Origin of the sequence: Nocardia sp. NBC_00511, assembly GCF_045161165.1 — a bacterium.
Lineage (GTDB): Bacteria > Actinomycetota > Actinomycetes > Mycobacteriales > Mycobacteriaceae > Nocardia.
Genome location: NZ_CP107849.1, coordinates 6199483 through 6225916, shown reverse-complemented (window position 1 = coordinate 6225916; position 26434 = coordinate 6199483). Strand labels below are relative to the sequence as shown.

Below are 26434 nucleotides of genomic sequence, written 5' to 3'. Positions count from 1 at the left end.
CCCGGGCCCGGAGCCTGCCGCAAAGTGACTGAATTCACCGACTTTGTGCAGGGCTTCACAAGCGGTTACGGTGGTGGCACGCAACCCGCCTTCTCGGCAGCGGAAGCGACCCCCTGAACCTGACTCGACCTCGCCTGTACCGGCCGCGACGGTCTCCCGGCGTCGGGTCGACAAAAGAACCCGGACACTCACCCCCGGCCGGACGAGGAGCGCAAGCGACGTGACAGAGCAGCACGAGACGCCGCAGACCGGCGTCTCCAAGGCTCTGCAGAAGGACATCCCGCAGGCCACGGTGGCCCGCCTGGCTACCTATCTCCGAGTGCTCGCCGTACTTGCCGACGATGCAGTTGCCATCGTATCTAGTGAGGAACTGGCTGTCGCGGCGGGTGTCGGTTCGGCGAAGTTGCGCAAGGATCTTTCCTTCCTCGGCCCCAACGGTGTTCGCGGTGTCGGCTATGACGTGATCAAGCTGCGCGACCGCATCGAAGATGTGCTCGGCCTGTCCGAGGGGCACCGGGTGGTGCTGGTCGGAGCGGGAAACCTGGGTCGCGCCCTGGTCGGTTACGGCGGATTCCGCCGTCGCGGTTTCGCCATGGTGGGTTTGTTCGACAACGATCCGGCGGTGATCGGCACGCAGGTGTGTGGGCTGGTGGTGCGCGATGTGGCCGAATTGACCGGTGCCGTGGCCGCTTTGGAGCCGACCATCGCGGTGTTGACCGTGCCGGACAAGGCCGCGCAGGGTGTCTGCGATCTGCTGGTCGACGCCGGGGTGCAGTGCGTGCTGAGTTTCTCGGCGCTGGCGCTGAACGCGCCGGACACCGTCGAGGTGCGGCGGGTCGATCTCGCGGTGGAGATGCAGCTGCTGTCCTTCGAGCGGGCCCGCAGTGCGGAATCCGCGGCCGAAGAGGCGATGAGCGCGGCGGCCGCCGGTGATGTGAGCGTGGTGTCCACGCCGATCCGCCGAGTGGCGACGATTCAAACGGGGCGCCCGGCGGCGGGCACTGAGACAACCAGCAAGGGAGCGGTGGTCCAGCCATGAGTGTGCTTCTCGTCGGGATCTCGCATCGGAGTGCACCGGTGTCGGTGCTCGAGAAGATCGCCATCACCGAACACGACCGGCCGAAACTGACCGAGGAGATGCTGGTCTCCAGCCACGTGTCCGAGGCGATGATCGTCTCCACGTGCAACCGCATCGAGATCTACGCGGTGGTCGACGCCTTCCATCCGGCGTTGGGTGAGATCGGTGAAATGCTCACCAGGCATTCGGGATTGCCGCTGCCGGAGCTCACCAAGCACGCCTATGTCCGGTATGCGGAGGCCGCGGCCGAGCATCTGTTCGCGGTCGCGTCGGGCCTGGATTCCATGGTGGTCGGCGAGCAGCAGGTGCTGAGCCAGATCCGCGCCGCCTATGCCGCTTCGGATTCGCAGCAGGCGGCCGGGCGCACCCTGCACGAGCTGGCGCAGCACGCGCTGCGGGTCGGCAAGCGGGTGCATTCGGAGACCGGCATCGACCGCGCGGGCGCGTCGGTGGTGTCGGTGGCGCTGGATCGGGCGCGGCTGGTGCTCGGACCGCTCGCCGGCCGCACCGCGCTGGTGCTGGGTGCGGGCGCGATGGGCGGGCTCGCGGTGGCGCAGCTGGCGCGCGGCGGGGTCGAGAAGATCGCCGTGGTGAACCGGACGCTGGAAAAGGCGCAGCGCCTGGCCAATACGGCCACCACCATGCACGGGGTCGCCGCCGAGGCGATCGAGATCGACCGGATGGCCGAGGCGATGGCCGCCGCGGATGTGGTGGTCACCTGTACCGGCGCGGTCGGGACGGTGGTGACGCTCGCGGATGTGCATCGCGCGTTGTCGGCCCGGCCGGGTGACGAACTGGTGATCTGCGACCTGGGCCTGCCGCGCGATGTGGATCACGCGGTGGCGGGGCTGCCGGGTGTGACGGTCATCGACATGGAGACGCTGCAGCGCGATCCGTCGGCCGGCGCGGCCGCCGACGACACCGCCGCCGCGCGCACCATCGTGGCCGACGAGCTTTCGAAATATCTTGCCGGGCAGCGCATGGCCGAGGTCACCCCGACCGTCGCCGCGCTGCGCCAGATGGCCGCCGACGTGGTCGAGTCCGAGCTGATGCGGCTGGATTCCCGACTACCGGGACTGGCATCCACCGATCGCGAGGAGGTCGCCCGTACCGTGCGACGCGTGGTCGACAAACTGCTGCACGCACCGACCGTGCGGGTGAAACAGCTGGCCTCGACGCCGGGCGGCGACAGCTACGCCGAGGCGTTGCGGGAGCTGTTCGAACTGAAACCCGGTGCGGCGCAAGCCGTTGCCGCGCCGATGGAGATCGCCGCTCTGACGGGCGAACTGGCCGATGACTTCACGGCCGCCCACCCGGGCGACGAACAGGGGCTGAACGCATGACCGGAGCAATGGTGCACGAGAACAACACAACAGTTCGCGGTTCTTCCGACGCGCCGTGGCGGATCGGCACCCGCGGCAGTCTGCTGGCCCTCACCCAGGCCGGGCACGTGCGCGATGCCCTGGTCGCCAACGGTCAGCAGGCCGAACTGGTCATCGTGAAGACCGCCGGTGACAAGAACGCCACGGATCCGGTCTCGAAGATCGGCGTCGGCGTGTTCACCGCCGCGTTGCGCGAGGAATTGGCCGCGGGCAACGTCGATATCGCGGTGCACTCCTACAAGGATCTGCCGACCGCGCAGGACCCGCTGTTCGATATCGCCGCGATTCCGCCGCGCCAGGATCCGCGCGACGCGCTGGTCGCCCGTGACGGCCTGGTGCTCGGTGAGCTGCCCGCGGGGTCGAAGATCGGCACTTCCGCGCCGCGCCGGTCCGCGCAGTTGCGGGCGCTGGGTCTCGGCGTCGAGATCCTGCCCCTGCGCGGCAATCTCGATACCCGAATTGCCAAGGTAGCCAACGGTGAACTCGATGCGGTCGTGGTGGCGCGGGCCGGGCTGGCCCGCATCGACCGCCTCGACGCCGTCACCGAATCGCTGGAACCGGTGCAGATGCTGCCCGCCCCTGCTCAGGGGGCGCTGGCGGTCGAATGCCGCAGCGTCGACACCGAACTCGTGACCATCCTGTCCGCTCTCGACGATTACGGCACCCGTGCCGCGATCACCGCGGAGCGGGCGCTGCTGGCCGAATTGGAGGCCGGTTGCACCGCGCCGATCGGTGCGCTGGCCGAGGTCGTCGAATCGCTCGACGACGACGGCCGGGTGGTGGAGGAGTTGTCGCTGCGCGCCTGCGCGGCGGCTATCGACGGCTCGGATGTGATCCGGGCCTCGGCGGTCGGCTCAGTCGCGGATGCCGCGGAACTGGGCCGGGCGCTGGCGCGCGAGCTCTTGGAGCTGGGGGCGCGTGAACTGCTCAGCGTCACAGAGGAATCCGCTGAGCCCACTGACAGCAACGAACCCAGCCCAATGGAGAACAACCGATGAGCCGAGCCCCGAAGAAGAATCCCGGTCGGATCCTGTTCGTTGGGTCGGGTCCGGGGGATCCTGCGCTGCTGACCGTGCGGGCCCGCGAGGTACTGGCCCGGGCCGAGCTGGCGTTCACCGATCCCGATGTCGACAAGGGCGTGCTCGCCCTGATCGGCTCGGCGGTCGAGGAGGAGCCGGACGGCACCCGCCCGGTCGACGTGCGCCCTGCCCTGGGCGATGCCGCCGAGGTGGCGAAGACGCTGATCACCGAGGCGCGCAACGGTTTCGACGTGGTGCGCCTGGTGTCCGGTGACCCGATGACCACCGATTCGGTGATCCAGGAGGTCAACGCCGTCACCCGCTCGCACCTGAGTTTCGAGGTGCTGCCGGGTCTTTCGGCCGGGACCACGGTGCCCGCGTACGCCGGTATCGAACTGGGTTCCAGCCACACCGTGGTGGATGTGCGCGGCGAGGTGGACTGGGCGGCCGTGGCGGCTGCGCCGGGTCCGCTGGTGCTGCACGCCACCTCCGGGCATCTGGCCGAGACCGCGTCGGCGCTGGTCGAGCACGGTCTGGCCCCGCAGACGCCGGTGGCGGTGACGGTGCGCGGGACGACCCGTCAGCAGCGCACCATCGACGCCACCCTGGCCACCCTGAACAACGCGGCCTCCGAACTGGTCGGCCCGCTGGTCGTCACGGTCGGCAAAGAGGTGGAGAAGCGTGCCAAGACCTCCTGGTGGGAGTCGCGGGCGCTCTACGGCTGGACCGTTCTGGTGCCGCGCACCAAGGAGCAGGCGGGGGAGATGAGCGAGAAGCTCGTCAACCACGGTGCCATCCCCATGGAGGTGCCGACCATCGCGGTCGAGCCGCCGCGCAGCCCCGCGCAGATGGAGCGCGCGGTCAAGGGTCTGGTCGACGGCCGCTACCAGTGGGTGGTGTTCACCTCCACCAACGCGGTGCGCGCGGTGTGGGAGAAGTTCGGCGAATTCGGTTTGGACGCACGCGCTTTCAGCGGCGTGAAGATCGCCTGCGTGGGCGAGGCCACCGCGGAGAAGGTGCGCTCGTTCGGCATCAACCCCGAGCTGGTGCCCAGCGGTGAGCAGTCCTCCGAGGGCCTGCTGGCCGACTTCCCGCCCTACGACGATGTTTTCGATCCGGTCAACCGGGTGCTGCTGCCGCGCGCGGACATCGCCACCGAGACCCTCGCCGAAGGTCTGCGCGACCGCGGCTGGGAGATCGACGACGTCACCGCCTACCGCACCGTGCGGGCGTCCCCGCCGCCCGCGGAGACCCGCGAGATGATCAAGACCGGCGGTTTCGACGCGGTGCTGTTCACCTCGTCCTCCACCGTCCGCAACCTGGTCGGCATCGCCGGTAAGCCGCACGCGCGCACCATCGTCGCCTGCATCGGCCCCAAGACGGCCGAGACGGCAATCGAATTCGGCCTGCGCGTGGATGTGCAGCCGGAGGTGGCGCAGGTCGGTGCGCTGGTCGAGGCACTGGCCGAGCACGCCGCGCATCTGCGCGCCGAGGGACTGCTGCCCCCGCCGCGCAAGAAGAGCCGCCGCAGCCGCTGAGGCATCCGGTCGGCCGCGAGCCGAGGTACACGTAGGGCCCCGCGTCGAAAGACGTGGGGCCCTAGTGTTTTTCGGGTACCGAGGGCAGCGTGCAGGGGGTTTGCTGCCCTCGGTGATCGCCGCTTCCGGTATGGGACCGCGGCGAGTTCCGGAAATCAGCGCTGGGCCTGCATCATTCGGCGCACCATGCGGCAGGTGGCGTCGGAGGGCAGGTGCACACCGATGGATTCGGCTGTGTCACGGATCTTTTCGTTGGTTGCCACCTCCGGGCCGAAGGCGCCGGAGTCCAGCAGGGCGATGGCCAGGCGCATGGCCTTCAACCGCCGATTGTGGGCGATGTACCAGGACCGCGGCCGACCGGCCGGTAGCGGCTGCTTGGCCAGCGGCGCCCAGGCGTGATCGATCACGTCCCCCCGCTTCGGTACGGCTGCCCTGGTCACCTTGTCGGACATAGTGGTTACGGCTGCGAGCACGACCCATCCTCCCTGTCGCGATCCGGGTCCGCGGTGGCCGGTTCATCGAAAACCGGTACCGCGACACCCTCGAACACATCTTCGATTCTACTCGGCCCCACCGACAAGATCCGCTGCTCACCGAGACATCGATCGCGCCCGCGCGGGGACATTGATCGCACCCGCGCAGGGGCATCGATCGCGACCGCGCGCAGACATCCGTCGCACCCGCGCGGGCGCGCGCGCTCGCCCGTGGACGCGGGCATATCATGCGAGCATGACCGGAATCGACCGCCCACGGCGGTTACGTCGCACCCCTGCGATGCGTCGGCTGGTGGCCGAGACCAGTCTCGAGCCGCGCCACCTGATCCTGCCCATGTTCGTCGCCGACGGGCTCGGTGAACCGCGCGAGATCTCTTCCATGCCAGGCGTTTTCCAGCACACCATGGATTCGTTGCGCAAGGCCGCCGTGGAGGCGGTGGCCGCGGGCGCGGGCGGGCTGATGCTGTTCGGGGTGCCGCGGGCGGAGGACAAGGACGCGGAGGGCAGCGGGGCCAGCGATCCGGACGGCATCCTCAATCGCGGCCTGCGCGCCCTGGTCTCGGAGGTCGGCGGCTCGACGGTGGTCATGGCCGACACCTGTCTCGACGAGTTCACCGACCACGGCCACTGCGGCGTGCTGGACGAGCGCGGCGGGGTCGACAACGACGCCACCCTGCGCCGCTATGTCGATATGGCGTTGGCGCAGGCCGAAACCGGCGCGGACCTGCTCGGCACCAGCGGCATGATGGACGGTCAGGTGGGTGCGATCCGCGAAGGTCTGGACGCGGCCGGGCACCTCGATACCGGCATCCTCGCCTACGCGGCCAAGTACGCCTCCGCGTTCTACGGCCCGTTCCGGGAGGCCGTCGGCTCCTCGCTGCAGGGCGATCGCCGCACGTATCAGCAGGATCCGGCCAATCGCCGGGAAGCGTTGCGGGAGTTGGAACTCGACGTGGTCGAGGGCGCGGACATCGTGATGGTCAAGCCGGCCATGTCCTACCTGGATATCCTGCGCGAGGTCGCCGACCGCTCGCCGGTCCCGGTGGCCGCTTATCAGATCTCCGGCGAGTACGCGATGATCACCGCCGCCGCCCAGCGCGGCTGGATCGATCGCAAGGGCGCGATCCTGGAGTCGCTGCTCGGAATTCGGCGTGCCGGTGCGGACATGGTGCTCACCTACTGGGCCACCGAAGCCGCGCACTGGCTGGCGTGAACGGGCTGTACCCGGTCGTGAATCCGATGCTTCCGCCGGTCGGGCCGCGACCGGTTCCCGAGGACGTGGGCACCGCGTGCCGCCTCTGGTACGTCGCGCTCGGCGTCGGCGTGGTGCAGTTGATCGCCACCCTGATCACGCAGATCGGGAAGCGAGAAGAGCTGGCGCAGCAGATGTTCGATCAGGTCAAGGCGTCGCAGCCGACGGCCACGCTGGCGCAGGTGCAGGTCTGGGTGGTGATCGTCTTCGTGCTGGTGGCGCTGTTCTGGCTGGTGCTCACCGGTGTCGGGGTGGCGGTGGTGTACCAGCTCGGGCGCGGAAAGGGTTGGGCGCGTGCGCTGCTCACCGGATTCGGGCTGTTCCTGATCCTGGGCGCGGCCGGGACCATGTTCGGGATCGCGTCCGCGACGGGGGTGGCCTCGGTGGTCGCGGGCGGGGCCGGGATCGTGCAGGCGGTGCTCGCGGCCGGGGCCGTATTCCTTTGCTACCGTGCCGAATCCGACCCGTACTTCCGTCGCGGGCCCGGGTCGGATTACCCGCGCTAGCTGGTCGGTAAACCCGCGATCGGGGTCGATACTCCCGAGTTTGTTACGGGCGTACTAACGGGTATGGTGAGGGCAGTCACAGGTAATTCGGGAACCGGCAGCCGGGTGTCATGCGTTGTGTCATGGACCATTCGGCCCGGGAAAGCGGGTGCAACGATGCGAGTGGTGATCCAGCAGCCGCACAGCCTTCGGCGGGATGTTCTGGTGTTGAGTCTGTTGTTTCTGTTCGGACTGCTCACCCTCGCCGTGCTGTTGATTCCGGGCCTGACCCACTGAACGAATTCGCGATCTCTAGTCTCGACCTATGAGTGAGGCCACCCACGCCCCCGCGGCCGTGCTGTTCTACGAGCCGGGTGCTCGCTGGCGGACTGTCACCTACGGGCCCGCGCTGTGCGCGATGATCCTGGCGATCGAGGTGGTGCGCGGCGGTGCGGTGCACTGGTTCGGGCTCGTCTTCTGCGCGGTCCTGCTCGGCGGATTCGTCTGGTTGCAGGTGGTCGCGGGCAAGCGGCACATCAGTGTGGAGCTGACCGAAGAGGCGCTGCGCGAGGGCGCCGAGGTGACCTCGTTGCGCGACATTCGCGAGGTGCTGCCCGAGGACGACGAGGAGTCCTGGGACTATGAGGACTGGCAGTCGGCGCGGGCGCTGGGCGAGCTCAGCGGCGTGCCGCGACGGCGCAAGGGCATCGGCCTGAAGCTGAAGGATGGCAAGCTGGTGCAGGCCTGGGCGCGCGATCACGTCATGCTGCGCGCCGCACTGACCGCGGCGCTGGAGCGCCGCGACGGTACCGGGGCCGAGGACGAGAAGGAGGCGTCGTGATGCGGTGGTTCACCGTGTTCGCCGAATTCGTGCTGGCCGTGCTGCTGGTCGCGGGCGTGGTGTGGTGCTGGCACAACGGAATTCGGACCACCTGGTTGCAGGCGCAGGGTGACGCACCGGGGTTCGACGCCACCCGGTATGTCGGGCCGTGGCTGGCCGGATCCGCGCTGCTGGCCATGGTGTCGGGGCTGCTGTTGGTCGACCTGGTGGCCCGGGCGTTCCGCAATCGGGCGACACACCGCGCGTAGGGGTGCGAACTCCACGTTTGTCTTGGCCGGGGCCGGGTAGACGCGGAAGATGGATGCCATGAAGCGCATTGATCTCGTGAAATGTGCCGCCGCGGCGGTACTGGCCACGGGGCTGCTCGGCGCTGTGGCCGCGGCTCCGGCCGTCGCCGCTCCGGTCGCTCCCGTCCCCGCGCCGAGTACTCCGCTGGTCGCGACGTCCTGGCAAGACCTACTACCCCCCCAGCTGGACTGCCTGATTTCCACCGGATGGGCGGCATTTTGCCTGGGGATTCCGCTGCCATAGCGGGGGAGCGGCGGCGCGACCGCAGACCGTGCCGCCGCCTCGGCTACCGGCCGGGTTCGGTCCAGTTCTGGTAAACGTCCAGCACTCGTCCGCCACGGGTTCCCGGGGCATTGAAGTAGACGACCACGCTGCCGTCCGGGTGGTCGGCGGCCTCCGACATCACCTGTCGCAGTGAGGCATGCACGCCGCCGCGCTCGTCCTTGTAGATGGCGGTATCCGGCTGCAAGCCCGCACCCATCTTGCTCACCGGCACGAACATGCTGATCACCGCGGGCGCGGGACCGCCTGCGACAGCGGCGGTTTCGTCGTGCGACAGCGACATCCCGATCCGCCCCTGATCGATCTGGATCAGCGGCACCCCCGCCGCCGCGCTACCCGCACCGGCCGTGGCCACCGCCACGACACCGGCCGAAATCGCAATGACCCCAACGCCGAACCGAACGACCCGCATACGTCCGCCCTTTTCTCGAAGCCATCTCCTGTGTCGAAAACATTACGCATCAGCTATCAATCAGCGACCCATTAGTCCGAAATCTCCGACCCGGCGTGTTGCCCCGACCGTCCAGTCCTTTGCAATCCGGATAGCTGCACCCGCGGGCCGCACCCCGGCAGCCGGGTTCAGGGTGGTTGGTTTGGTTCGGGACGCGGTGTTCTTGTTCGGGTGCGAAGATGACGGGTTGGGCTGTGGGAGATGCCACTCGACTACACCCTGTCGTCGACGGGTGCGGAGGCGGCTGCCAGACTGGGGGCCGTGAGTTCTTCTCCGCGTGTGAGCCAGGCGTCCGTGCCGGTCTCAGCCCAGCTTTTCGAACGCGCCGCGGCGGTCATTCCGGGCGGCGTGAATTCGCCCGTGCGCGCGTTCAACTCCGTGGGCGGGACGCCGCGGTTCATCGCCTCCGCGCGCGGATGCACGCTGACCGACGCCGACGGCAACGACTACGTCGACCTGGTGTGTTCCTGGGGTCCGATGATCCTCGGGCACGCACACCCGGCGGTGGTCGAGGCAGTGCAGCGGGCGGCGGTCGGCGGGCTGTCCTTCGGCGCCCCGACCGAGGCCGAGATCCTGCTCGCGGAAGCCATTGCGGCACGGGTCGACCCGGTCGAGCGGGTGCGGCTGGTGAACTCCGGCACCGAGGCCACCATGAGCGCGGTGCGCCTGGCGCGCGGGTTCACCGGGCGCAGCAAGATCGTCAAGTTCAGCGGCTGCTACCACGGGCATGTGGACGCGCTGCTGGCCGACGCGGGTTCGGGCGTGGCCACCCTGGGCCTGCCGACCTCGCCGGGCGTCACCGGTGCGCAGGCCTCCGACACCCTGGTGCTGCCCTACAACGATCTCGCCGCCGTGACTGCGGCGTTCGCCGCGCATCCGGGTGAGATCGCCTGTGTCATCACCGAGGCCGCGGCCGGGAACATGGGCGCGGTCGCGCCGGTCCCCGGTTTCAACGCGGGCCTGCGCGCGCTCACCCGCGAGCACGGCGCACTGCTGATCATGGACGAGGTGATGACCGGTTTCCGGGTCAGCGCGTCGGGTTGGCACGGCATCGACGGCGTGGCCGGTGACCTCTACACCTTCGGCAAGGTGATGAGCGGTGGCCTGCCCGCCGCCGCGTTCGGCGGCCGCGCCGACATCATGGGCCACCTGGCTCCGCTGGGCCCGGTCTACCAGGCGGGCACCCTCTCGGGTAACCCGGTCGCGGTGGCCGCCGGTCTGGCCACCCTCGCCGCCGCCGACGAGCAGGTCTACGCGACGTTGAACAAGAACTCCGAGCGGCTGGGCGGGCTGCTCACCGACGCGCTCACCGCCGAGGGTGTAGCGCACCGGGTGCAATTCGCGGGCAATATGGTGAGCGTGTTCTTCGCCGAGAACCCGGTCACCGACTACGCCGCCGCCAAGGCGGCCGAAACCTGGCGTTTCCCAGCCTTCTTCCACGCGCTGCTGGACGCGGGCGTCTACGCGCCGCCGAGCGCCTTCGAAGCCTGGTTCGTCTCCGCCGCCCTCGACGAGAGCGCTTTCGACCGCATCGCCGCCGCCCTCCCCGCCGCCGCCCGCGCCGCGGCGGCCGCCACCCCAGAAGGATCCGCCGCGTGAGTTCCGCCCCAGACTCCGGACTACCCGCCCGTCCCCAGCACGAGGCCCCGCTGACCGCCGCCGACGCCTCCCGCCTCCTGGACTCGATCCGCCAGGCCGAGGACCAGCTCGCCCAGACCGGCGAGCTCATCGCCGTCTCTCCTTCCGCCGCAACCGAATTCGCTGTCGCGGCCCATGACGCGGGTTCCGCCGAAGGCGTCGTGCAGGCACACGCCGGTTTCGATGCGCCCGTCGCCGTCGATGCAGCGGTCTCCACCGGTGATGCCGCCGCGGCCGTCGAACCGGGCTCGGGCATCGATGACGGAATCGCGGAATCCGAAGCCGCGGTCGAATCTCCTTCCGGCACACTCGCTTCGAGTGATTCGTCGTCCATCGTGGCCGATCTGGCCGGGGTGACGCCGGTCGGAGCGGCGTGGGCGGTCGAATCCGCCGACTACGCGGCCGAATCGGGTCTCGCGGATGACACGGCGGAGCCGGTGTTCAACGCGGCGATCGTCGCGGCCGGGGAGTTCGCGACTGTCGAAGCAGGGAATGGTGCTGTCGCAGGGCCCGCCGTGGCGGAGTTCGCCGCCGAGGTGGTTGTCGAGGTCGATCCGGAGGGTTCGGACGAGGCCGCCACCGCGACCCCCGCCGCTGCGGTGAGCAAGCCGCCCAGTGACCCCGACACCGACGAATTCGTAGCTGTGACCAGCGGTTTGACGCTTCCCGGCGACGTGGTCTCCGACGTCGAGACCATCGTGCACGTGATGCGGCACGGCGAGGTTCACAATCCGAAGGGCATCCTCTACGGCCGCCTGTCGGGATTCCAGCTGTCGGTGACCGGTCGCGCGCAGGCGCAGACGGTGGCGCGCTCGCTGGCCGATCACGACATCGCGTTGATCGTGGCGTCGCCGCTGCAGCGCGCGCAGGAGACCGCGGAGCCGATCGCGAACGGGCACGGCCTGGCGATCCGCACCGACGACAATCTGATCGAGGCCGGCAATACCTTCGAGGGCCTGCGGGTTTCGGCTCGCGACGGCGCGCTGCGCAAGCCGCGGCACTGGCTGAAGCTGCGCGATCCGTTCACGCCGTCGTGGGGTGAGCCGTACCTGCAGATCGCGCATCGCATGCTGGCCGCGGTGAACAAGGCCCGCACCGAGGCCGAGGGTCGCGAGGCCGTGCTGGTGTCGCATCAGCTGCCGGTGTGGACGTTGCGCCGGTTCCTGCAGGGGCAGCGGCTGTGGCACGATCCGCGCAGCCGGCAGTGCTCGCTGGCGTCGCTGACTTCCCTGGTGTACCAGGGCGATACGTTGATCGACATCGTCTACTCCGAGCCCGCGGGTGCTTCGGATCCCGCGGTGACCGGGGCATGAGTGGGTCAAGCCCGGAGGCGGCAGCGCGCGTAACCACGCAGGGCTCCCACTCGTGCCGGATGGACGCAGCATGAGACGCGTCTTCGCGTCGCTGCTGGCGGGTGTGTGCCTGGTGGCGGGGCTGACCGCGTGCACCACGGCGGGTAAGGACGCGGTGGCGCAGGGCGGCACCTTCGATTTCGTGTCACCGGGCGGGAAGACGGAGATCTATTACGATCCGCCGTCCGCGCGCGGCACCATCGGCAAGCTGTCGGGCCCGGATCTGATGACCTCGGGCAAGACCACCTCGGTGGACGATTTCCCGGGCAAGATCGTCGTCGTCAATATCTGGGGTCAGTGGTGCGGCCCGTGCCGGGCGGAGGCGCCCGCGCTGGAGCAGTCGTATTCGGCCTTCAAGGACAGGGGTGTCGCGTTCCTGGGCATCAATGTTCGTGACAATCAGAAGGACAAGGCCCAGGATTTCGTGACCGACAATCAGGTCGGTTACCCCTCGATCTACGACCCGTCGATGCGCACCCTGCTCGCGCTCGGCGGCAAGTTCCCGACCAGTGTCATTCCGACGACCATCGTGCTGGACAAGCAGCATCGGGTGGCGGCGGTGTTCCTGCGCGCGCTGCTGGCCGAGGATCTGCAGCCGGTGCTGGACAAGCTGGTGGCGGAGCAGTCGTGAATCACGTGAGTGTGCTTGCCAGCGTTGGTGATTCGTTCCAGCAGACGGCGGCGACGGGTCCGTTGCTGCTGGCGCTCGGCGCGTGTCTGCTGGCCGGTCTGGTGTCGTTCGCGTCGCCGTGTGTGGTGCCGCTGGTGCCGGGTTACCTGTCGTATCTGGCCGGTGTGGTGGGCGCGGAAGCCCCGCCGGTGACCGTCGAGGGTGCGAAGACCGCTGTGGCGCAGCGTAATTCGGCGCGAATGCGGGTCGCCGGTGCGGCCGGGCTGTTCGTGGCGGGTTTCACCGTGGTGTTCGTGCTGGCGTCGGTGACGGTGTTCGGTGCGATCCAGGTGCTGAACGTGAATCGTGATCTGCTGCAACGGGTCGGCGGCGTGGTGACCATCGTCATGGGCTTGGCGTTCATCGGCCTGATCCCGGCGTTGCAGCGCGACACCCGGATGGAGCCGCGCCGCCTGGGCGGCCTGCTGGGTGCGCCGCTGCTGGGTGCGGTGTTCGCGCTCGGCTGGACGCCGTGCCTGGGCCCGACGCTGTCGGGTGTGATGGCGGTGTCGGCGGGCACCCAGGGCACCACGGCGGTGCGCGGGGTCGCGTTGATCGTGGCCTACTGCCTGGGTTTGGGTCTGCCCTTCGTGATCCTGGCGTTCGGGTCGGCGACCGCGTTGCGCGGTGTCGGCTGGCTGCGCCGTAATTCCCGCACCATTCAGGTGATCGGCGGGCTGCTTCTGGTGGCCGTCGGCATCGCCCTGGTGACCGGAGCGTGGGACCAGTTCGTTTCGTGGGTCCGCGACGCCTTCGTCTCGAATGTGACCCTGCCGATCTGATGACTACGACCGTCGAAACTCCCGCCCCCGCGCCCGCTCAGCCGCCGCGTCAGTCGCTGCCGGGCCGTGTGATCGGCCTGCTGCGCAACAGCTGGCGTGGCCTCACCAATATGCGCACCGCGCTGATGCTGCTGTTCCTGCTGGCCCTGGCCGCGATCCCCGGTGCGCTGCTGCCGCAGCGCAGCCTGAACAAGCAGAAGGTCGACGACTACATCGCGAACCGGCCGACGCTGGGGCCGTGGATGGATCGGCTGCAGCTGTTCGACGTGTTCTCCAGTTTCTGGTTCACGGCCGTGTACGTGCTGCTGTTCGTGTCGCTGGTGGGCTGCATTCTGCCGCGCTGCGTCGACCACTATCGGGCGTTGCGGACGCCGCCGGTCAAGGCTCCGCGCAATCTTTCCCGGCTGCCGCACCACTATTCGGGTTCCGACAGCGAAGATCCGGAGCAGGTGATCGAGCGCGCCCGCAAGCAGATGCGGGGTTGGCGCACGGTGGTGCAGCCCGGCAATCGCGAAGGGGAACTGACTCTTTCGGCGGAGAAGGGCTACACCCGTGAGCTCGGCAACCTGGTGTTCCACCTGGCGCTGGTGGGTCTGCTGGCGGCGGTCGCGGTCGGCAAGCTGTTCGGCTACGAGGGCAATGTGGTCGTGATCGCCGATGACGGACCGGGTTTCTGCACCACCACGCCCGCGGTGTTCGACTCGTTCCGGGCGGGCAATGTCAACGACGGCACCGGGCTCGCGCCGATGTGTGTGCGGGTCAAGGACTTCAAGGCCGATTACCTGCCCAATGGTCAGGCGTCGATGTTCACCTCGAACATCCAGTATCAGACCGGCAAGGATCTGGACACCGGTACCTGGCGGGACACCGCCATTCAGGTGAATCATCCGCTGCGGGTCGCCGGTGACCGGGTTTACCTGCAGGGCCACGGTTTCGCGCCGAAGTTCACGGTGACGTTCCCGAACGGGCAGACGCGCACCGAGGCGATCCAGTGGAAGCCGGACGACGCGACCACGTTCCTGTCCTCGGGTGTGCTGCGCATCGATCCGCCGGGTGGCATGTATCCGAGCGAGGACGAGCGGCGCAAGCATCAGGTGGCGATCCAGGGTCTGTTCGCGCCGACGGCGCTGCTGCACGGTTCGTTGCTGACCTCCATGTATCCGGCGATGCGGGATCCGGCGGTCGCGATCGACATCTATCGCGGTGACACCGGTCTGGATACCGGTCGCGCACAGTCGCTGTTCTCGCTGGATCCGGAGATGATCAAGCAGAACCGGTTGACGAAGGAACAGCGGGTGAACCTGAAGCCCGGTGAGTCCGCGGCCCTGTCCGACGGCACCAAGGTGACCTTCGACGGTGCCGAGGAGTTCGTGAACCTGCAGGTCTCGCACGATCCGGCGCAGAAGTGGGTGCTGGTGTCGGCGTTGACGATGATGGCGGGCCTGCTGGTGTCGCTGCTGATGAAGCGCCGCCGGATCTGGTTGCGGGTGTACCCGGATGCCGACGCCGATGGAAAACGACGTACGGTAGTAGAAATGGGCGGATTGGCCCGCACGGATCAGGCCGGGTGGGGCGGCGAGTTCGACCGATTGCGTGCGCGGTTGCTGACCGAGAACACGGGAGACAAGTAATGCCGATCGACGAGACCATCGCCTCCTACAGCGATCTCGCGTTCAAATCGGCCATCGTGATCTACGCGCTGGTGTGGATCATGCTGGTCTGGCAGTTCGCCCTGACCCGAACCGTGCCGACCACCGCGCGCGAGCTGGTGACGGTCGGCGGCGGTCCCGCCGAGCCGCCCGCCCCCGACGTGCCCGGCAAGGTGGCGCCGCGGGTCGAGGCGCGCCGACCGTTCCCGGAACGCCTGGGCAACATGGCTTTCGCGGTGCTGTTCGTCGGTTTCGGTGTGCACGCGTTGTCGATCGTGTTGCGCGGCTTCGCAACCCACCGCTTCCCGCTCGGCAATATGTTCGAGTTCATCACCATGGCCACCGGTGCCGCGATGCTGCTGGGTCTGGTGCTGCTGCGTGATCAGCGCTACCGCGGCATGTGGTCGTTCCTGCTGATTCCGGTGCTGGTCCTGCTGTTCCTGGCGGGCACCAAACTGCATGTCGACGCCGCCCCCGTGGTCCCCGCCCTGAAGTCCTACTGGCTGCCGATCCACGTCACCGTGATCTCTATCGGCTCGGGCGTCTTCCTGGTCTCGGGTGTCGCGAGTGTCCTGTTCCTGTACCGCATCTGGCAGCCCGCGGGCCACGAGTCCGACAACATCTTCGGCCAGATCGCCCGCCTCCTCCCCGACGCCCAACTCCTCGACCGCCTCGCCTACCGCACCACGATCATCGGCTTCCCCGTCTTCGGCGGCGGCGTGATCCTCGGCGCGATCTGGGCCGAAGCCGCCTGGGGCCGCTTCTGGGGCTGGGACCCGAAGGAAACCTGCTCCTTCATCGCCTGGGTCCTCTACGCCGCCTACCTGCACGCCCGCGCGACCTCCGGCTGGCGAGACACCAAGGCCGCCTGGATCAACATCGCCGGTTTCATCGCGATGCTGTTCAACCTTTTCATCATCAACATCGTGGTGAGCGGCCTGCACAGCTACGCGGGCCTGAACTAGCCCTTCGTTGTGAGCAGCGTGCTCAGCGCGGCTGCTGCTCGGCGATCACGGCCCAGTCGTCCGCCGCGCGGCCGTCGGCGATCGCCTGATCGAACACGCCGCTGAGTAGTTCGCCGAATGGCAGGGTGACGGCCTGGTCGGCGGCTGCCTCGAGGGCGAGGTGGAGGTCCTTGCGTCCGAGCGCGGTGGTGAACCCGGCGGGCTGGTACTTCCGTTGCGCGATCATCGAGCCGTAGCCGGAGTAGACCGGGCCGGGAAACAGTGTCGCGGTGAGCAATTCGATGAACTGGCTCGGGTCGGTGCCCGCCGCGTCGGCGACGCTGACCGCTTCCCCGAGGGACTGGATCGTGCAGGCGATCAGGTAGTTGCCCAGGATCTTGGCGATATTGGCCTGCTCGGGGCGCTCACCCAGACGCCAGGTGCGCGATCCGATGATGTCGAACAACGGCTGGACCCGGTCGATGAGGGCGGGCGCTCCGGCGGCGAGGATGTTCAGCGCACCGGCCTCCGCGACGTTGACCCGGCCGAACACCGGGGCCGCGAGATAGCCGATCCCGTGCGCGGCGTGCGCGTCCGCGGCCCGGCGGGCCAGACCGGCGCTCACCGTGGCGATGTTGACATGGACCGCCCCGGGCCGGGCCTCGCCGAGGACCCCGGAGTCGAGAAAGGCCTCCGCACAGGCGGTGTCATCGGACAGGACCGAGAACACCACCGCACACTGGAAGGCCTCGGCGACGGATGCGACGCGCACAGCTCCATGCTGTTCGAGCTGTTCCGCGGGCCCGGCCGAGCGGTTCCACACGACAACCTCATGGCCCGCCCGCACCAGATTGCCCGCGATCGCTCGCCCCATCGCGCCCAGACCGATGACTGCAACCTCGCCCATCGCACAACCTCCATTTTTGTGAACCGTCCAAGACGGTTCGATTATGGCGCGAGTCGATTCCGATGTCGAACCGGTTAAGATGGTTCACGTAGCGGTGTGGAAGGTGATGACTGTGGAGGCCCGTCAACTGTTCCGGTTGGACAACGAGGTGCTGGCGTTCCGCTTCACTGCCACGATCAGCGACCGGGCCGATACCGCACCCCGGGAGCGGCTCACCGATCCCGGACGGCTCGAACTCTGGTTGCACGCCTCAGAGCTCGCTGTGCCCGAGGTATCGCCCCTCGAATTCCAGCACGCACTCGATCTGAGGGAAGCGATCTACCGTGCCGGGCTGGCCGCCGCCGTCTCCCGGCAACCCGATCCGGATGACGTGGCGCTGCTGAATCGGACTGCGGCAGTGGGGCAGTCGAGTCCCGCACTCGACAATGGAATCGCGGTCTGGCACCTCAGCCCGCGAGCGCCGGTACCGGACGCACTCGGAGTGCTTGCCGCCGACGCCATCCGAGTACTCGGCGGCCCCGACCGCGGCCGCATCAAAGCCTGCGAAGGCCCCGGCTGCGCCGGTCTCTTCCTCGACACCAGCCGCGGCGCGAACCGCCGCTGGTGCTCGATGAACACCTGCGGCAACAAGGTCAAGAAATCCCGCCTTGCCGACAAATGACCAATTACCAACGGGCGAAACGTAATTCAGAACAGTCGATCATCCGAAGACGGTGGCACCGGCGCAGCTCCCGGGCGTGCGAGCTCATCGTCGTCGACGACATCCTGAATCGCGTCGACCTGGTCTTGGACCACCTCGGCACGGGCGATCAGTTCGACGCGGTCGGGCTCGGTGAGGCTTTCGGCTTCGAGCTTGAGGTAGACGCACGAGAGTGTGGATCGCAAGGACTCGAGGTTGGCATCATCTGATTCCACGAGAGCTCAGAGTACGGGCCGAACTTGGTGATGCCGGGAAGCCGATCTCAGCTGGCGGTCTTTCGCGTCGCGAGCCGAGTTGTCTCGGCGGCGGTAGGTTCGGGGGATGGGGAGTTCTGCCGGTCCGGTGGGCCGAGTACGTGGGTTGCGGCGGCCGGTGGCGATTGTTGTCGGGATCGTGGTGGCGCTCGTTGTTGCTGTGCTGGTGCCGAATTGGTGGCTCGGGCGGGAGGCGGATGCCTGGTATCGGGGGGATGCGGGGCGGGTTCGGGGGCTGGCTGAGGAGATGGTGGCGTTCGAGGCATCGGATGATCGGCAGCGGGATTCAGGGGCGGGCGGGGAGGTCGCGGGGATGTGGGGACTGCTCGCGCATCAGATGACCGCGATCGGGTTGGCGCAGGTGGTTTTGGCGCATCCGGAGTGGCGGGGGGAGTTCGCGGGGGTGGCTACGAAGGCTGCTCGGAAGAGTTTGTTGCCGGGGATGCGCAGTGAGTTCACTGCGGCTTGGCACGGGGAGGATGGGGAGGCTGCGGTCGGAGGGCCGCACGGGCATGCCTATATGTCGTATCCGGCTCTCGCGCTGGGGATGGCGCGGTTGGTGGATCCGGCGTTTCCGGCTGATCTGGCGGCGCGGCAGGATGCGATGGTCGCGGCGTATGAGCGGCAATTGTTGGCTTCGCCGACCGCACTCTTGGAAACTCTTCCGGGAGAGGCCTATCCGACGGATATCGCGGCTGTCGCGGCGGCTATCGCGGTGCACGGGCGGGCGACGGGGCAGGATCATTCGGCGGTGCTGGCGCATTGGGCGCAGCAGGTGCGGGCGGTGCAGATCGACAGGGGCACAGGGCTTCTGGTGCAGCGGATGGGGGTCGATGGGTGGGCACACGACGCCACTCGGGCGTCGGGGACGGGGTTGGGGGCCTACTTCGCGGGGTTCGCGGATCGTTCGGTGGCGCGGGAGTTGGCAGCTGGGCTGTTTCGGCAGGAGCGGAATCTGTTCGGGTTCAGTGCTATTCACGAATATGGTGGCGGATCCAGTGGGGCGGGGGATATCGACAGTGGGCCGGTGATACTCGGAATCTCGGTGTCAGCCACCGCTTTCGCGCTCGCGCCCGCGCGGGCGTTCGGTGAACATGATGTGTTCACCCGAGTGTTCCGGACCGCCGACCTGCTCGGCATGCCGTTGCGGAGCGGGAACCGGGTGCGATTCGGAACCGGTGGCGTGATCGGGAACGCGCTGCTGCTGGCCTTCCTCACCTCGGGACCGGAGTTGGCGCGATGAAATTCCCCGACAGTCCTCGATGGCATGCCGTGTGGCGTTGGGTTCGCGTACCGCTGCTGCTGATCGGGGTGTATCTCGTTCTGCACCAGGTCTTGTCGATGCTGTCCGACGATCACGGCCTCGATTCACCGGGCGGCTTCGGGCTGCCCTATCTCGTGGTCACCGGCCTGGTGCTGATACTGCGCGTGGTCCTGCTGGTCGTGGTGCCCGCCTGCTACGCCTATCGCATCGTCGTCTGGGCGGTGGAGCGGCTACTGCGACTCCGCCCGGTACGCGATCCGCAGCCCGAACAGACCGCGGACCGCGCCCGGTCCTGAACCTCAGACGGCTGCTGCGGTGACGGCGGCGATCAAAGCCTCACCGGTGTAAGCGATTCCGCCGATACCCCACCCGCCGTCGAGCGCGTTGAGGATATTGACCCAGGTGTCGCCGCGATCGTGACCGGGCTCGGTGAGCGCGTCGACGATGTCGGTGGCGGCGGTGATGAAGGCCGCACGGGCGGCGGGATCGGGCAGGCCGATGTTCGGAAGCTTCAGTTCGACCATGACGACGGGCCGGTTGACGCCGCCCGCGTAGATGTCCTGCGGTCGCAGCAGATGCACTGTGCCGCCGATGATTCCGGTGAAGAAGGCGTTTCCGGTACCGCCGCTGATGTCGGCGAGTGCGGCGGTGAGCCGGGGCAGGATTTCGCGTTCGCCCGCAACGGTGATCAGGTGCGCGAGCATCTGGCGGGGTTGCCCGCCGAGAACCCCGTGGGTCTGGTCGACGCGTTTCTCGCGACCGTCCGCCCGGTGGTCGAGGAGTCGGCGGGCGGGGCGGGGTGCGCGGTCGCGGCGGTCACCGTCGATACGGACAGCGGCGAATTGCGTACCGTCGCCGCAACAGCTTTCGATTCGTGGACCGAGACGCTCGCGGACCGTCTGACCGCGGCGGGCGTGGGTAAAGACGAAGCCATGGATCTGGCGACCACCCTGATCACCCTGTTGCAGGGTGCGCACGTGCTGTGCCGGGCCGCCGGAAACATCGAGCCCTTCGATCGGATGGCCCGGGCGGCGGCCGAGTTGGTGCGGAGTCGGTTCGAGCGCTGACCCCCGAAACGACTCGTCCCCCACGGCGCACGGGGCGCTGCGGGGGACAGGTCAAAAGGGCTATCGGCTAACTGGCTATCTGGTTGGCAAGCTTCGGTAATTCAGGTGGATTCCCCGTCGCGGTGTTCGGTGGAGATCTGCTTGAGGAAATCCGGATCGTCTTCTGGACCGATGACGCGGTTGCGCCGACGGGGTGCTGGGCCGGTGCCGGCCGGTCGCTGGGGGCCGAAAGCCTTCCAGCACAGCATCGCTACGGTCACCACCGCGATCAACGCCAACAGGTACGTCACGTCGCTCACCTCCTGTTACCGAGGGTAATCCGTGTGCGCACCCGCGGGCACTTGAAGCGGGTCTAAATCGGTATTACACGCGGGTGGCCTCGGTGGTGAGGGACCGCAGGAGTTGCATGACTTCGGATTCGCGGAACCGGCGGTGCCCGCCCGGAGTCCGCAGAGAGCCGAGCCGACCTGCGTGAGCCCACCGGGTCACGGTCTTCGGATCGACATGGAACAGGGCAGCCACCTGGCCTGGGGTCAGCAGGGTGTCCTGGCCGGTGACGGAACCCATTACGCGGCTCGCCGCGGTGAACGCAGTCATTCGCAAACCTTTCCGTTTCGACAGATCCCTCATCAGTAGCGACATCGTTGCACCGCACCCCCCAGGTGTTCGAACGGTCTCGCTTTGGTAAAGGGGAAGTAATAGACAAAACGGATATCCGTTATGTGTTTACGGTCACGATTTACCGACCAGTAGCGAACCTCCAGCGATTTTCGGGCAGAGGGCCCCGGCGGCCCGCACCACGCCGTCACCTAGGCTGTCGGCGTGAGTGACGCACCCCGGCCCGTGAGCGCGGGCCGCCGCCTGGCCCGCAGTCTGGCCCTCTACACGGTGGCCCGGCTCGGCCTGGTCGCCGTCATCGCCGCCATCATCCTGGGCGTGGCCGCGATCGTGAAGGTCGCCATCCCGCTCATCGTCGCCCTGCTGTTCGCCCTGCTCATCGCCATGCCGCTGTCGCTGGTGCTGTTCAAGAAGCTGCGCACGCAGGTCAACAAGGACATCGCGGTGGTCGACGAGAAGCGCCGCAGCGACCGCCAGCAGCTGATGACACGATTGCAGGGCAAGGAAGAACAGTGACCCGCTGCGACCGCAGCGCACCTCGCGACTGGGTCGACAACGCGGTCCGGCTGATCGACGCCGACACCCAGCGCAGCGCCGATACGCATTTGCTGCGCTATCCGCTGCCCTCGGAGTGGGGCGTTCAGTTGTATCTGAAGGATGAATCCACGCATCCGACAGGCAGTCTCAAGCATCGGCTGGCGAGATCGCTGTTCCTCTATGCCATCTGCAACGGCTGGGTCACCGAGGGCACCACCGTGGTGGAGGCGTCCTCGGGATCGACCGCCATCAGCGAGGCCTATTTCGCGAAGATGCTGGGCCTGGACTTCGTGGCCGTGGTCCCGGCCAAGACCTCCCCGGAGAAGCTCGCGCTGATCGAGGCGCAGGGCGGCCGCTGTCATCTGGTCGATCGCGCGCCGGACATATATACGGAGGCAGCGCGTTTGGCGGCCGAGACCGGCGGCCACTACATGGACCAGTTCACCAATGCCGAGCGCGCCACCGACTGGCGCGGCAACAACAACATCGCCGAATCCATCTTCGAGCAGATGCTGTTGGAGGCGCACCCGGTGCCGTCGTGGGTGGTGGTGGGCGCGGGCACCGGTGGCACCGGCGCGACCATCGGCCGGTATCTGCGCTACAAGCGGCACGAGACCCGGCTGGCTGTGGTGGATCCGGAGAATTCGGCCTTCTACGGCGGTTACGAGCTCGGTGATCTGGGCTTCCAGACCGGAATGCCTTCGCGGATCGAGGGAATCGGCCGCCCGCGGGTGGAGCCGTCGTTCATTCCGACGGTGGTGGACTGCATGATCGCGGTGCCGGATGCCGCGTCGGTGGCGGCCACCCGGCATGCGAGTGCGCTGCTGGGCCGCAAGGTGGGCGGGTCGACCGGCACCAACCTGTGGGGTGCCTTTGCCCTGATTGCCGACATGATCGCCGCGGATCGTACCGGCAGTGTGGTGAGCCTGCTATGTGACGGTGGGGACCGTTATGCCGGAACCTATTTCAATGACGAATGGGTTGCCGACCAGGGGCTGAGCTTACGCGAGCCGACTGCGGTACTGGACGAATTCATCGCCACCGGTACTTGGTCGGGCTAGTTTTCGCACGGCATGGCGATCCGGTGAGAACTGTCGATCACCCATCATGATGTTTGCTAATCGGTTGCCAAAAGTGTGCTGGGATCGCCGAATCGTTAGCCTGGACAGTCTTTTTCGAGGATTTGAAGGACCGCTCGAGGCCTCATGAGTCGTTAACGGGTCTTGACGGATCGGGCCGTTCACGCACCACCGGACGGGTGATCGCGGTGGGTTGATCGACGCTGGAACCAGCACCAGCAACCACGATTGCAGGCTCGACTGCGTGCGCCACATATTGATCCGCAACTCGGTGATGGCCAGCGTGCGCGGATCCCGCACCAGCTTGGTGCGGTCCACCCGCTCCACCGCGACCGCGTCGGACCGCCACATGATGGCGAAATCCGAGTCGGTCAGGCATTTGTGGAGGATCTCCCGCCCGCGCGCGCTCTCACCCTCGCGGGCCAGCGCCATCCGGAACCGGCTGGCGGTCTGGCGGGCCTCGGCCTCCCAATTCACCATGATGGTGCGCGAAATCGGGTTGAAGATCATCCATTCCAGGTAGTTGGTGCCCTCCTCCAGTTCCAGGAAGGTCTCCCGGTGCGCCGCGTTGACCGCGATGACGTCCCAGAGGCCGCTGATGTACGCGCCGATCTTGGGGTTCATCAACTCCAGGTATTCGAGGTCGACCGGGGTGGGGTGGTCGGCGTCGATGCGGGGCAGCGGCCCATCGGCCAGCACCAGTGCGTATTCGAACTCGGCGTGCGGCAGTTTCAGTGCGGTGCCGAGGGATTCGATCACCCGTCGGGACGGGTTGGCGCCGCCTTCGATCTTGGTGAGGTAGGGCACCGAGAGGCTGGCCAGCCAGGCCAGTTGCGGGCGCGTGAGATTCGCGGTCGTGCGGCGCTGGCGAATGTACTCGCCGAACGTGGGAACTCCATCCATTTACTTCGGTTGACCTTACCTAGATGACCGACTGGTACGCCCCAATAGTTTGAAACAACAACGAACCGGACTCACACCGGGGGTGTGCCGCCGGGGTGGATATTGCGCGCGGGACGAGCGGTTTTTCCGGATCTGTCAATTTTCGTTGACGAGCCTCGGATGTCAACGTAAATTGACGGTCATGAGTGAAGCAACGACTCTGGCGGCCGCCGCCGGCAGCCCCGACCCACAGGTCGGGCTCCGCGCGGTGCTCGCGCTGCGCCGGTTGCTCGAGCGGCTCGAGGCCATCCAGGTCACCAATGCCCGGCATCAGGGCTGGTCCTGGCAGGCCATCGCCGACGCGCTCGAGGTCAGCAGGCAGGCGGTCCACCAGAAGTACAACCGGAAGGGCGGTATCCGCTGATGTTCGAAAGATTCGCCAAGGCGGCCAAATACGCGGTCGTGGTGGCACAGGAGGAGGCCCGGGAACTGCGCTCGCCGTCCATCGACGTCGAGCACGTGTTCCTCGGCCTGTTGATATCCCCGGACGAGGGGCTGCGGGAGTTGGTTGCGGCACAGGGCATCACGGCCAACGACGTTCGGAAAGCATTGTCCCGCAAGCAGACCACCGAACCGCTCGGAGCCGAGGACGCGGAAGCCCTGCGCTCCATCGGAATCGACCTCGACGCGGTGCGCGAGAGCCTGGAGGCCACCTTCGGCCCCGACGTGCTGGACCGCTCCGCCCCGGCGGGGGAGTTCGGCTGGCGGGATCGGCTGCGCACACCGAAAGGCTTTCCCAAGGGCCACATTCCGTTCACCCGCGAGGCCAAGAAGGTGATCGAACTCTCGCTGCGCGAGGCCATCGCCCGCGGTGACGACCGGATCGAGGCCGGGCACATGCTGCTCGGCATCCTGCGCGCACCCAACCCGGTGACCAAGGGGCTGATCGGCGACGATGCCGCACTGGACGCCCTGCGCAGCTCGGTCACCGGCTACCTCGACCGCGCGGCCTGATCCACCGTCACACACCGGGGAGTCCGTTATGTCCGCCCGTCGATCCGATCTGGCCCTACGATCGGGGCATGACGCTCCTGCTCCGTTTAGTGATCAACGGTGTGGCCATCTGGCTGGCCTCGGTATGGGTGGGGGGCATCACGGTCGACGGGCCCGGCCACACCACCTCCGACAAGATTCTGGTGATCGCCGTGGTCACCGTCGTGTTCGCGCTGGTCAACTGGCTGGTCAAGCCCATCGTGAAACTGCTGTCACTACCGTTCGTGGTGCTGACGCTCGGGCTGTTCCTGCTGGTGATCAACGCGCTCATGCTGTGGCTCACCTCGAAGATCACCGAGGCCACCAGCTACCAGCTGCATGTGGACGGTTTCTGGGCCGCCGTGTGGGGAGCCATCATCATCACCCTGGTGAACTGGGTGCTCGGCGTCCTCATCCCCGACGAGGACTGACACCGGTGCGGGGGACCTGCCCCCGCCCGACCTCAGGCGACGGCCAGTGCGATCGCCGTCAGCATCGACCACACCAGCATCGCGATGCCGGTCCCGGCGAGGGCGGGAATCAGTCCCGGCCCGTTCTTGCCGGACCGCACCGGTTCGTTGGCCTTGAGTGCCAGCGGCAGCGCGATCAGTCCGGCCAGCGCCCACGGGGTGCGCGCCACCAGCGCCAGGCTGGCCAGGAACGGCACCACCAGCAGCACGACATGCAGTGTCCGCGTGCGGGTGTCGCCCAGCCGCACGGCCAGGGTGAGCTTGCCGGATTCGGTGTCGGTGGGGATGTCGCGCAGATTGTTGGTGACCAGCACCGCGCTGGAGAACGAGCCGACCGCGATCGCGCAGGCCAGTCCGACCCAGTCCGCGCGCCCGGCCTGCACGAACTCGGTGCCCAGCACCGCGACCAGGCCGAAGAACACGAAGACCGCGATCTCACCGAAACCGCTGTAGCCGTACGGGTTCCGGCCGCCGGTGTAGAACCAGGCCCCGGCCAGGCAGCCCGCGCCGACCAGGATCAGCCACCAGGCGCTGGTGACGGCGAGGATGATGCCGAGCACCGCGCCCAGGGCGAGGCAGCCGATGGCGGCATTGCGCACCGCGGCGGGGGAGGCGAGTTTGGAGCCGACCAGTCGCAATGGGCCGACGCGCTCGTCGTCGGTGCCGCGGATGCCGTCGGAGTAGTCGTTGGCGAAGTTCACGCCGATGATCAATGCCAGCGAAAGCAGCAGGCACAGCACCGCTTTCCACCACACGAACCCGTCGATCGAGGCGGCCGCCCCCGTGCCCGCCAGGACCGGGGCGACGGCGTTCGGAAGGGTGCGCGGCCGCGCGCCCTCGACCCACTGTGCTGCTGTAGCCATGCACCGCAGCCTAATGCGCGTGCCACCACCCGCGCCTGTCCGGACCGAGGGCAGCCGAACCCGGCGTGGTCAGGCTTCGGCGGCGGTCTTGAGCCGGGCCAGGCCCTTCTCGAAGTCGTTGCCCACCAGGCGATCCATCGGCACGAAGCGGCCGATCAGCGCCATCGGACCGGTGTGCTTGCCGGTCATGCGCCAGGTCACGGTGGTGGTGTCACCCGCGGGCCGCAGTTCGAAGGTGACCTGGTTGGTCGCCTTCCACGGCTTCTCGAAGGTCAGTTTGATGCCGATGGCCTCGGCGGTGACGGAGGTGATCTCCATATCGCCGCGCCCGGCCTTGCGGTTGCCGTTCCAGGAGTAACGGGCGCCGATGCCGCGGTCCGCACCGCTGTACACGCGTTCCATACCCGGGTCGGTGTCCTCCCACGGGGACCACTTGCGCCACTCGTGGAAATCGTCGATGAGGGCTTGGACCTGGGTGGGATCGGCCTTGATGACCGTCTCCCGCGCGATGTCGAATTCGGTCATGGGCATGAGCCTAGGCGAGAGTGCGCCCGGATCCGCCGAATCACGCGTGACCGCTGCGCCCGATCACGGTGAAAACCTGTTGAACGGGGTT

The 26434-nt window shown here is 67.8% G+C and carries 34 protein-coding genes; 24 read left to right on the top strand and 10 right to left on the bottom strand.

Features of this window, described 5'->3' with window-relative positions; all coding sequences use genetic code 11:
• Positions 1–220: 220 nt before the first annotated feature.
• Genes OG300_RS29080 through OG300_RS29065 form a run of 4 tightly spaced genes read left to right on the top strand, consistent with a single transcriptional unit; the run spans position 221 to position 5017 of the window.
• Positions 221–1039 (top strand): redox-sensing transcriptional repressor Rex, encoded by an 819-nt coding sequence (locus tag OG300_RS29080; RefSeq protein WP_405486371.1) that lies wholly within the window; start codon positions 221–223, stop codon positions 1037–1039.
• Complete coding sequence (locus OG300_RS29075) at positions 1036–2421, top strand: glutamyl-tRNA reductase (protein ID WP_405486369.1); 1386 nt, start codon at positions 1036–1038, stop codon at positions 2419–2421. The genes OG300_RS29080 and OG300_RS29075 overlap by 4 nt, the downstream gene beginning before the upstream one ends.
• Positions 2422–2429: 8 nt before the next feature.
• Positions 2430–3458 (top strand): hydroxymethylbilane synthase, encoded by a 1029-nt coding sequence (gene hemC, locus OG300_RS29070; RefSeq protein ID WP_405498719.1) that lies wholly within the window; start codon positions 2430–2432, stop codon positions 3456–3458.
• A complete protein-coding gene (locus OG300_RS29065) occupies positions 3455–5017 on the top strand; it encodes a uroporphyrinogen-III synthase (RefSeq protein ID WP_405486367.1) in 1563 nt (520 codons plus the stop codon). The genes hemC and OG300_RS29065 overlap by 4 nt, the downstream gene beginning before the upstream one ends.
• A 155-nt stretch (positions 5018–5172) precedes the next feature.
• Here the strand turns inward: OG300_RS29065 and OG300_RS29060 are convergent, their stop codons facing one another.
• The gene (locus OG300_RS29060) at positions 5173–5490 is read right to left on the bottom strand and encodes a hypothetical protein (RefSeq protein WP_405486365.1); all 318 of its coding nucleotides are present in this window, start codon (positions 5488–5490) and stop codon (positions 5173–5175) included.
• A gap of 256 nt (positions 5491–5746) precedes the next feature.
• Between OG300_RS29060 and hemB the strand changes: the two genes are divergently transcribed.
• The 5 genes from hemB to OG300_RS29035 all read left to right on the top strand — a co-directional run bounded on the left by hemB (position 5747) and on the right by OG300_RS29035 (position 8620).
• The gene (hemB, locus tag OG300_RS29055) at positions 5747–6724 is read left to right on the top strand and encodes a porphobilinogen synthase (RefSeq protein WP_405486363.1); all 978 of its coding nucleotides are present in this window, start codon (positions 5747–5749) and stop codon (positions 6722–6724) included.
• Positions 6721–7269: a hypothetical protein gene (locus OG300_RS29050; protein WP_405486361.1), complete on the top strand. Its 549-nt coding sequence runs from the start codon at positions 6721–6723 to the stop codon at positions 7267–7269. The genes hemB and OG300_RS29050 overlap by 4 nt, the downstream gene beginning before the upstream one ends.
• 304 nt (positions 7270–7573) lie before the next feature.
• Positions 7574–8089: a hypothetical protein gene (locus OG300_RS29045; protein ID WP_405486359.1), complete on the top strand. Its 516-nt coding sequence runs from the start codon at positions 7574–7576 to the stop codon at positions 8087–8089.
• Positions 8089–8337, top strand: a complete 249-nt coding sequence (locus OG300_RS29040) for a hypothetical protein (RefSeq protein WP_405486357.1) — start codon at positions 8089–8091, stop codon at positions 8335–8337. The genes OG300_RS29045 and OG300_RS29040 overlap by 1 nt, the downstream gene beginning before the upstream one ends.
• A gap of 58 nt (positions 8338–8395) precedes the next feature.
• On the top strand, positions 8396–8620 hold the full coding sequence (locus OG300_RS29035) for a hypothetical protein (RefSeq protein WP_405486355.1): 225 nt from the start codon (positions 8396–8398) through the stop codon (positions 8618–8620).
• Positions 8621–8663: 43 nt separating this feature from the next.
• On the opposite strand, the gene OG300_RS29030 is transcribed toward OG300_RS29035, so the two are convergent.
• A complete protein-coding gene (locus OG300_RS29030) occupies positions 8664–9071 on the bottom strand; it encodes a hypothetical protein (protein ID WP_405486353.1) in 408 nt (135 codons plus the stop codon).
• A 333-nt stretch (positions 9072–9404) separates the two neighbouring features.
• Here OG300_RS29030 and hemL point away from each other — a divergent pair, with 333 nt between their 5' ends.
• The 6 genes from hemL (at position 9405) to ccsB (ending at position 16166) form a co-directional block, all read left to right on the top strand.
• Entirely contained in the window at positions 9405–10709 is a 1305-nt protein-coding gene (gene hemL, locus OG300_RS29025) for a glutamate-1-semialdehyde 2,1-aminomutase (protein WP_405498718.1), read from the top strand.
• 746 nt (positions 10710–11455) lie between these two features.
• On the top strand, positions 11456–12061 hold the full coding sequence (locus OG300_RS29020; RefSeq protein WP_405498717.1) for a histidine phosphatase family protein: 606 nt from the start codon (positions 11456–11458) through the stop codon (positions 12059–12061).
• Between the two features lie 70 nt (positions 12062–12131).
• Positions 12132–12731, top strand: a complete 600-nt coding sequence (locus OG300_RS29015) for a TlpA family protein disulfide reductase (RefSeq protein WP_405486351.1) — start codon at positions 12132–12134, stop codon at positions 12729–12731.
• Positions 12732–12736: 5 nt separating this feature from the next.
• Positions 12737–13552, top strand: a complete 816-nt coding sequence (locus tag OG300_RS29010) for a cytochrome c biogenesis CcdA family protein (protein WP_405498716.1) — start codon at positions 12737–12739, stop codon at positions 13550–13552.
• On the top strand, positions 13552–15183 hold the full coding sequence (locus tag OG300_RS29005; protein ID WP_405486349.1) for a cytochrome c biogenesis protein ResB: 1632 nt from the start codon (positions 13552–13554) through the stop codon (positions 15181–15183). The genes OG300_RS29010 and OG300_RS29005 overlap by 1 nt, the downstream gene beginning before the upstream one ends.
• On the top strand, positions 15183–16166 hold the full coding sequence (gene ccsB, locus OG300_RS29000) for a c-type cytochrome biogenesis protein CcsB (protein ID WP_405486347.1): 984 nt from the start codon (positions 15183–15185) through the stop codon (positions 16164–16166). The genes OG300_RS29005 and ccsB overlap by 1 nt, the downstream gene beginning before the upstream one ends.
• Before the next feature lie 22 nt (positions 16167–16188).
• On the opposite strand, the gene OG300_RS28995 is transcribed toward ccsB, so the two are convergent.
• Entirely contained in the window at positions 16189–17052 is an 864-nt protein-coding gene (locus OG300_RS28995; protein WP_405486345.1) for an NAD(P)-dependent oxidoreductase, read from the bottom strand.
• Positions 17053–17158: 106 nt separating this feature from the next.
• Between OG300_RS28995 and OG300_RS28990 the strand changes: the two genes are divergently transcribed.
• On the top strand, positions 17159–17713 hold the full coding sequence (locus tag OG300_RS28990; protein WP_405486343.1) for a CGNR zinc finger domain-containing protein: 555 nt from the start codon (positions 17159–17161) through the stop codon (positions 17711–17713).
• A gap of 26 nt (positions 17714–17739) precedes the next feature.
• Here the strand turns inward: OG300_RS28990 and OG300_RS28985 are convergent, their stop codons facing one another.
• Positions 17740–17967: a hypothetical protein gene (locus OG300_RS28985; RefSeq protein ID WP_405486341.1), complete on the bottom strand. Its 228-nt coding sequence runs from the start codon at positions 17965–17967 to the stop codon at positions 17740–17742.
• Between the two features lie 106 nt (positions 17968–18073).
• Between OG300_RS28985 and OG300_RS28980 the strand changes: the two genes are divergently transcribed.
• Together OG300_RS28980 and OG300_RS28975 are read left to right on the top strand one after the other, a co-directional pair.
• Positions 18074–19249, top strand: coding sequence for a hypothetical protein (locus OG300_RS28980; RefSeq protein WP_405486339.1), 1176 nt, complete (start codon positions 18074–18076; stop codon positions 19247–19249).
• Complete coding sequence (locus tag OG300_RS28975; RefSeq protein ID WP_405486337.1) at positions 19246–19566, top strand: hypothetical protein; 321 nt, start codon at positions 19246–19248, stop codon at positions 19564–19566. Before OG300_RS28980 ends, OG300_RS28975 begins: the two co-directional genes overlap by 4 nt.
• A gap of 3 nt (positions 19567–19569) precedes the next feature.
• Here the strand turns inward: OG300_RS28975 and OG300_RS28970 are convergent, their stop codons facing one another.
• On the bottom strand, positions 19570–19974 hold the full coding sequence (locus OG300_RS28970; RefSeq protein WP_405486335.1) for a hypothetical protein: 405 nt from the start codon (positions 19972–19974) through the stop codon (positions 19570–19572).
• On the opposite strand from OG300_RS28970, the gene OG300_RS28965 reads away from it, so the two are divergent.
• Positions 19963–20337 carry a TetR family transcriptional regulator C-terminal domain-containing protein gene (locus OG300_RS28965; RefSeq protein WP_405486333.1) on the top strand — a complete coding sequence of 125 codons (375 nt, stop codon included), beginning with the start codon at positions 19963–19965 and terminating at the stop codon, positions 20335–20337. The genes OG300_RS28970 and OG300_RS28965 overlap by 12 nt on opposite strands.
• A 101-nt stretch (positions 20338–20438) precedes the next feature.
• Here OG300_RS28965 and OG300_RS28960 read toward each other — a convergent pair whose 3' ends face one another.
• A complete protein-coding gene (locus tag OG300_RS28960; RefSeq protein WP_405486331.1) occupies positions 20439–20627 on the bottom strand; it encodes a hypothetical protein in 189 nt (62 codons plus the stop codon).
• A 73-nt stretch (positions 20628–20700) separates the two neighbouring features.
• Positions 20701–20934 carry a BldC family transcriptional regulator gene (locus tag OG300_RS28955; RefSeq protein WP_405486329.1) on the bottom strand — a complete coding sequence of 78 codons (234 nt, stop codon included), beginning with the start codon at positions 20932–20934 and terminating at the stop codon, positions 20701–20703.
• A 225-nt stretch (positions 20935–21159) separates the two neighbouring features.
• Between OG300_RS28955 and OG300_RS28950 the strand changes: the two genes are divergently transcribed.
• Both OG300_RS28950 and OG300_RS28945 read left to right on the top strand, forming a co-directional pair.
• Positions 21160–21471 (top strand): DUF4229 domain-containing protein, encoded by a 312-nt coding sequence (locus OG300_RS28950; RefSeq protein ID WP_405486327.1) that lies wholly within the window; start codon positions 21160–21162, stop codon positions 21469–21471.
• Positions 21468–22553, top strand: coding sequence for a PLP-dependent cysteine synthase family protein (locus tag OG300_RS28945; RefSeq protein ID WP_405486325.1), 1086 nt, complete (start codon positions 21468–21470; stop codon positions 22551–22553). Before OG300_RS28950 ends, OG300_RS28945 begins: the two co-directional genes overlap by 4 nt.
• On the opposite strand, the gene OG300_RS28940 is transcribed toward OG300_RS28945, so the two are convergent.
• Positions 22494–23474, bottom strand: coding sequence for a helix-turn-helix domain-containing protein (locus tag OG300_RS28940; protein ID WP_405486323.1), 981 nt, complete (start codon positions 23472–23474; stop codon positions 22494–22496). The genes OG300_RS28945 and OG300_RS28940 overlap by 60 nt on opposite strands.
• Before the next feature lie 181 nt (positions 23475–23655).
• On the opposite strand from OG300_RS28940, the gene OG300_RS28935 reads away from it, so the two are divergent.
• The 3 genes from OG300_RS28935 (at position 23656) to OG300_RS28925 (ending at position 24916) form a co-directional block, all read left to right on the top strand.
• Complete coding sequence (locus OG300_RS28935) at positions 23656–23877, top strand: helix-turn-helix domain-containing protein (RefSeq protein ID WP_405486321.1); 222 nt, start codon at positions 23656–23658, stop codon at positions 23875–23877.
• Positions 23877–24467 carry a Clp protease N-terminal domain-containing protein gene (locus OG300_RS28930; RefSeq protein WP_405486319.1) on the top strand — a complete coding sequence of 197 codons (591 nt, stop codon included), beginning with the start codon at positions 23877–23879 and terminating at the stop codon, positions 24465–24467. The genes OG300_RS28935 and OG300_RS28930 overlap by 1 nt, the downstream gene beginning before the upstream one ends.
• 68 nt (positions 24468–24535) lie before the next feature.
• Complete coding sequence (locus OG300_RS28925) at positions 24536–24916, top strand: phage holin family protein (protein ID WP_405486317.1); 381 nt, start codon at positions 24536–24538, stop codon at positions 24914–24916.
• 32 nt (positions 24917–24948) lie between these two features.
• Here OG300_RS28925 and OG300_RS28920 read toward each other — a convergent pair whose 3' ends face one another.
• A complete protein-coding gene (locus OG300_RS28920; protein WP_405486315.1) occupies positions 24949–25818 on the bottom strand; it encodes a 1,4-dihydroxy-2-naphthoate polyprenyltransferase in 870 nt (289 codons plus the stop codon).
• Between the two features lie 69 nt (positions 25819–25887).
• Positions 25888–26343, bottom strand: a complete 456-nt coding sequence (locus OG300_RS28915; RefSeq protein ID WP_405486314.1) for an SRPBCC family protein — start codon at positions 26341–26343, stop codon at positions 25888–25890.
• Between the last annotated feature and the right edge of the window lie 91 nt (positions 26344–26434).

Excerpts from the sequence above, each read along its gene's own strand:
- OG300_RS29045 (WP_405486359.1), top strand. The coding sequence starts at position 7,574 with ATGAGTGAGGCCACCCACGCCCCCGCGGCCGTGCTGTTCTACGAGCCG.
- OG300_RS28970 (WP_405486335.1), bottom strand. The coding sequence starts at position 19,974 with ATGCTCGCGCACCTGATCACCGTTGCGGGCGAACGCGAAATCCTGCCC.
- OG300_RS29015 (WP_405486351.1), top strand. The coding sequence starts at position 12,132 with ATGAGACGCGTCTTCGCGTCGCTGCTGGCGGGTGTGTGCCTGGTGGCG.
- OG300_RS28955 (WP_405486329.1), bottom strand. The coding sequence starts at position 20,934 with ATGACTGCGTTCACCGCGGCGAGCCGCGTAATGGGTTCCGTCACCGGC.
- ccsB (WP_405486347.1), top strand. The coding sequence starts at position 15,183 with ATGCCGATCGACGAGACCATCGCCTCCTACAGCGATCTCGCGTTCAAA.
- OG300_RS29020 (WP_405498717.1), top strand. The coding sequence starts at position 11,456 with ATGCGGCACGGCGAGGTTCACAATCCGAAGGGCATCCTCTACGGCCGC.
- OG300_RS28935 (WP_405486321.1), top strand. The coding sequence starts at position 23,656 with ATGAGTGAAGCAACGACTCTGGCGGCCGCCGCCGGCAGCCCCGACCCA.
- OG300_RS29040 (WP_405486357.1), top strand. The coding sequence starts at position 8,089 with ATGCGGTGGTTCACCGTGTTCGCCGAATTCGTGCTGGCCGTGCTGCTG.
- OG300_RS28995 (WP_405486345.1), bottom strand. The coding sequence starts at position 17,052 with ATGGGCGAGGTTGCAGTCATCGGTCTGGGCGCGATGGGGCGAGCGATC.
- OG300_RS28915 (WP_405486314.1), bottom strand. The coding sequence starts at position 26,343 with ATGACCGAATTCGACATCGCGCGGGAGACGGTCATCAAGGCCGATCCC.
- OG300_RS28980 (WP_405486339.1), top strand. The coding sequence starts at position 18,074 with ATGGGGAGTTCTGCCGGTCCGGTGGGCCGAGTACGTGGGTTGCGGCGG.
- OG300_RS28990 (WP_405486343.1), top strand. The coding sequence starts at position 17,159 with ATGACTGTGGAGGCCCGTCAACTGTTCCGGTTGGACAACGAGGTGCTG.
- OG300_RS29030 (WP_405486353.1), bottom strand. The coding sequence starts at position 9,071 with ATGCGGGTCGTTCGGTTCGGCGTTGGGGTCATTGCGATTTCGGCCGGT.
- OG300_RS29065 (WP_405486367.1), top strand. The coding sequence starts at position 3,455 with ATGAGCCGAGCCCCGAAGAAGAATCCCGGTCGGATCCTGTTCGTTGGG.
- OG300_RS28925 (WP_405486317.1), top strand. The coding sequence starts at position 24,536 with ATGACGCTCCTGCTCCGTTTAGTGATCAACGGTGTGGCCATCTGGCTG.
- OG300_RS28920 (WP_405486315.1), bottom strand. The coding sequence starts at position 25,818 with ATGGCTACAGCAGCACAGTGGGTCGAGGGCGCGCGGCCGCGCACCCTT.
- OG300_RS28940 (WP_405486323.1), bottom strand. The coding sequence starts at position 23,474 with ATGGATGGAGTTCCCACGTTCGGCGAGTACATTCGCCAGCGCCGCACG.
- hemB (WP_405486363.1), top strand. The coding sequence starts at position 5,747 with ATGACCGGAATCGACCGCCCACGGCGGTTACGTCGCACCCCTGCGATG.
- OG300_RS29035 (WP_405486355.1), top strand. The coding sequence starts at position 8,396 with ATGAAGCGCATTGATCTCGTGAAATGTGCCGCCGCGGCGGTACTGGCC.
- OG300_RS28930 (WP_405486319.1), top strand. The coding sequence starts at position 23,877 with ATGTTCGAAAGATTCGCCAAGGCGGCCAAATACGCGGTCGTGGTGGCA.
- OG300_RS29075 (WP_405486369.1), top strand. The coding sequence starts at position 1,036 with ATGAGTGTGCTTCTCGTCGGGATCTCGCATCGGAGTGCACCGGTGTCG.
- hemC (WP_405498719.1), top strand. The coding sequence starts at position 2,430 with ATGGTGCACGAGAACAACACAACAGTTCGCGGTTCTTCCGACGCGCCG.
- OG300_RS28975 (WP_405486337.1), top strand. The coding sequence starts at position 19,246 with ATGAAATTCCCCGACAGTCCTCGATGGCATGCCGTGTGGCGTTGGGTT.
- OG300_RS29005 (WP_405486349.1), top strand. The coding sequence starts at position 13,552 with ATGACTACGACCGTCGAAACTCCCGCCCCCGCGCCCGCTCAGCCGCCG.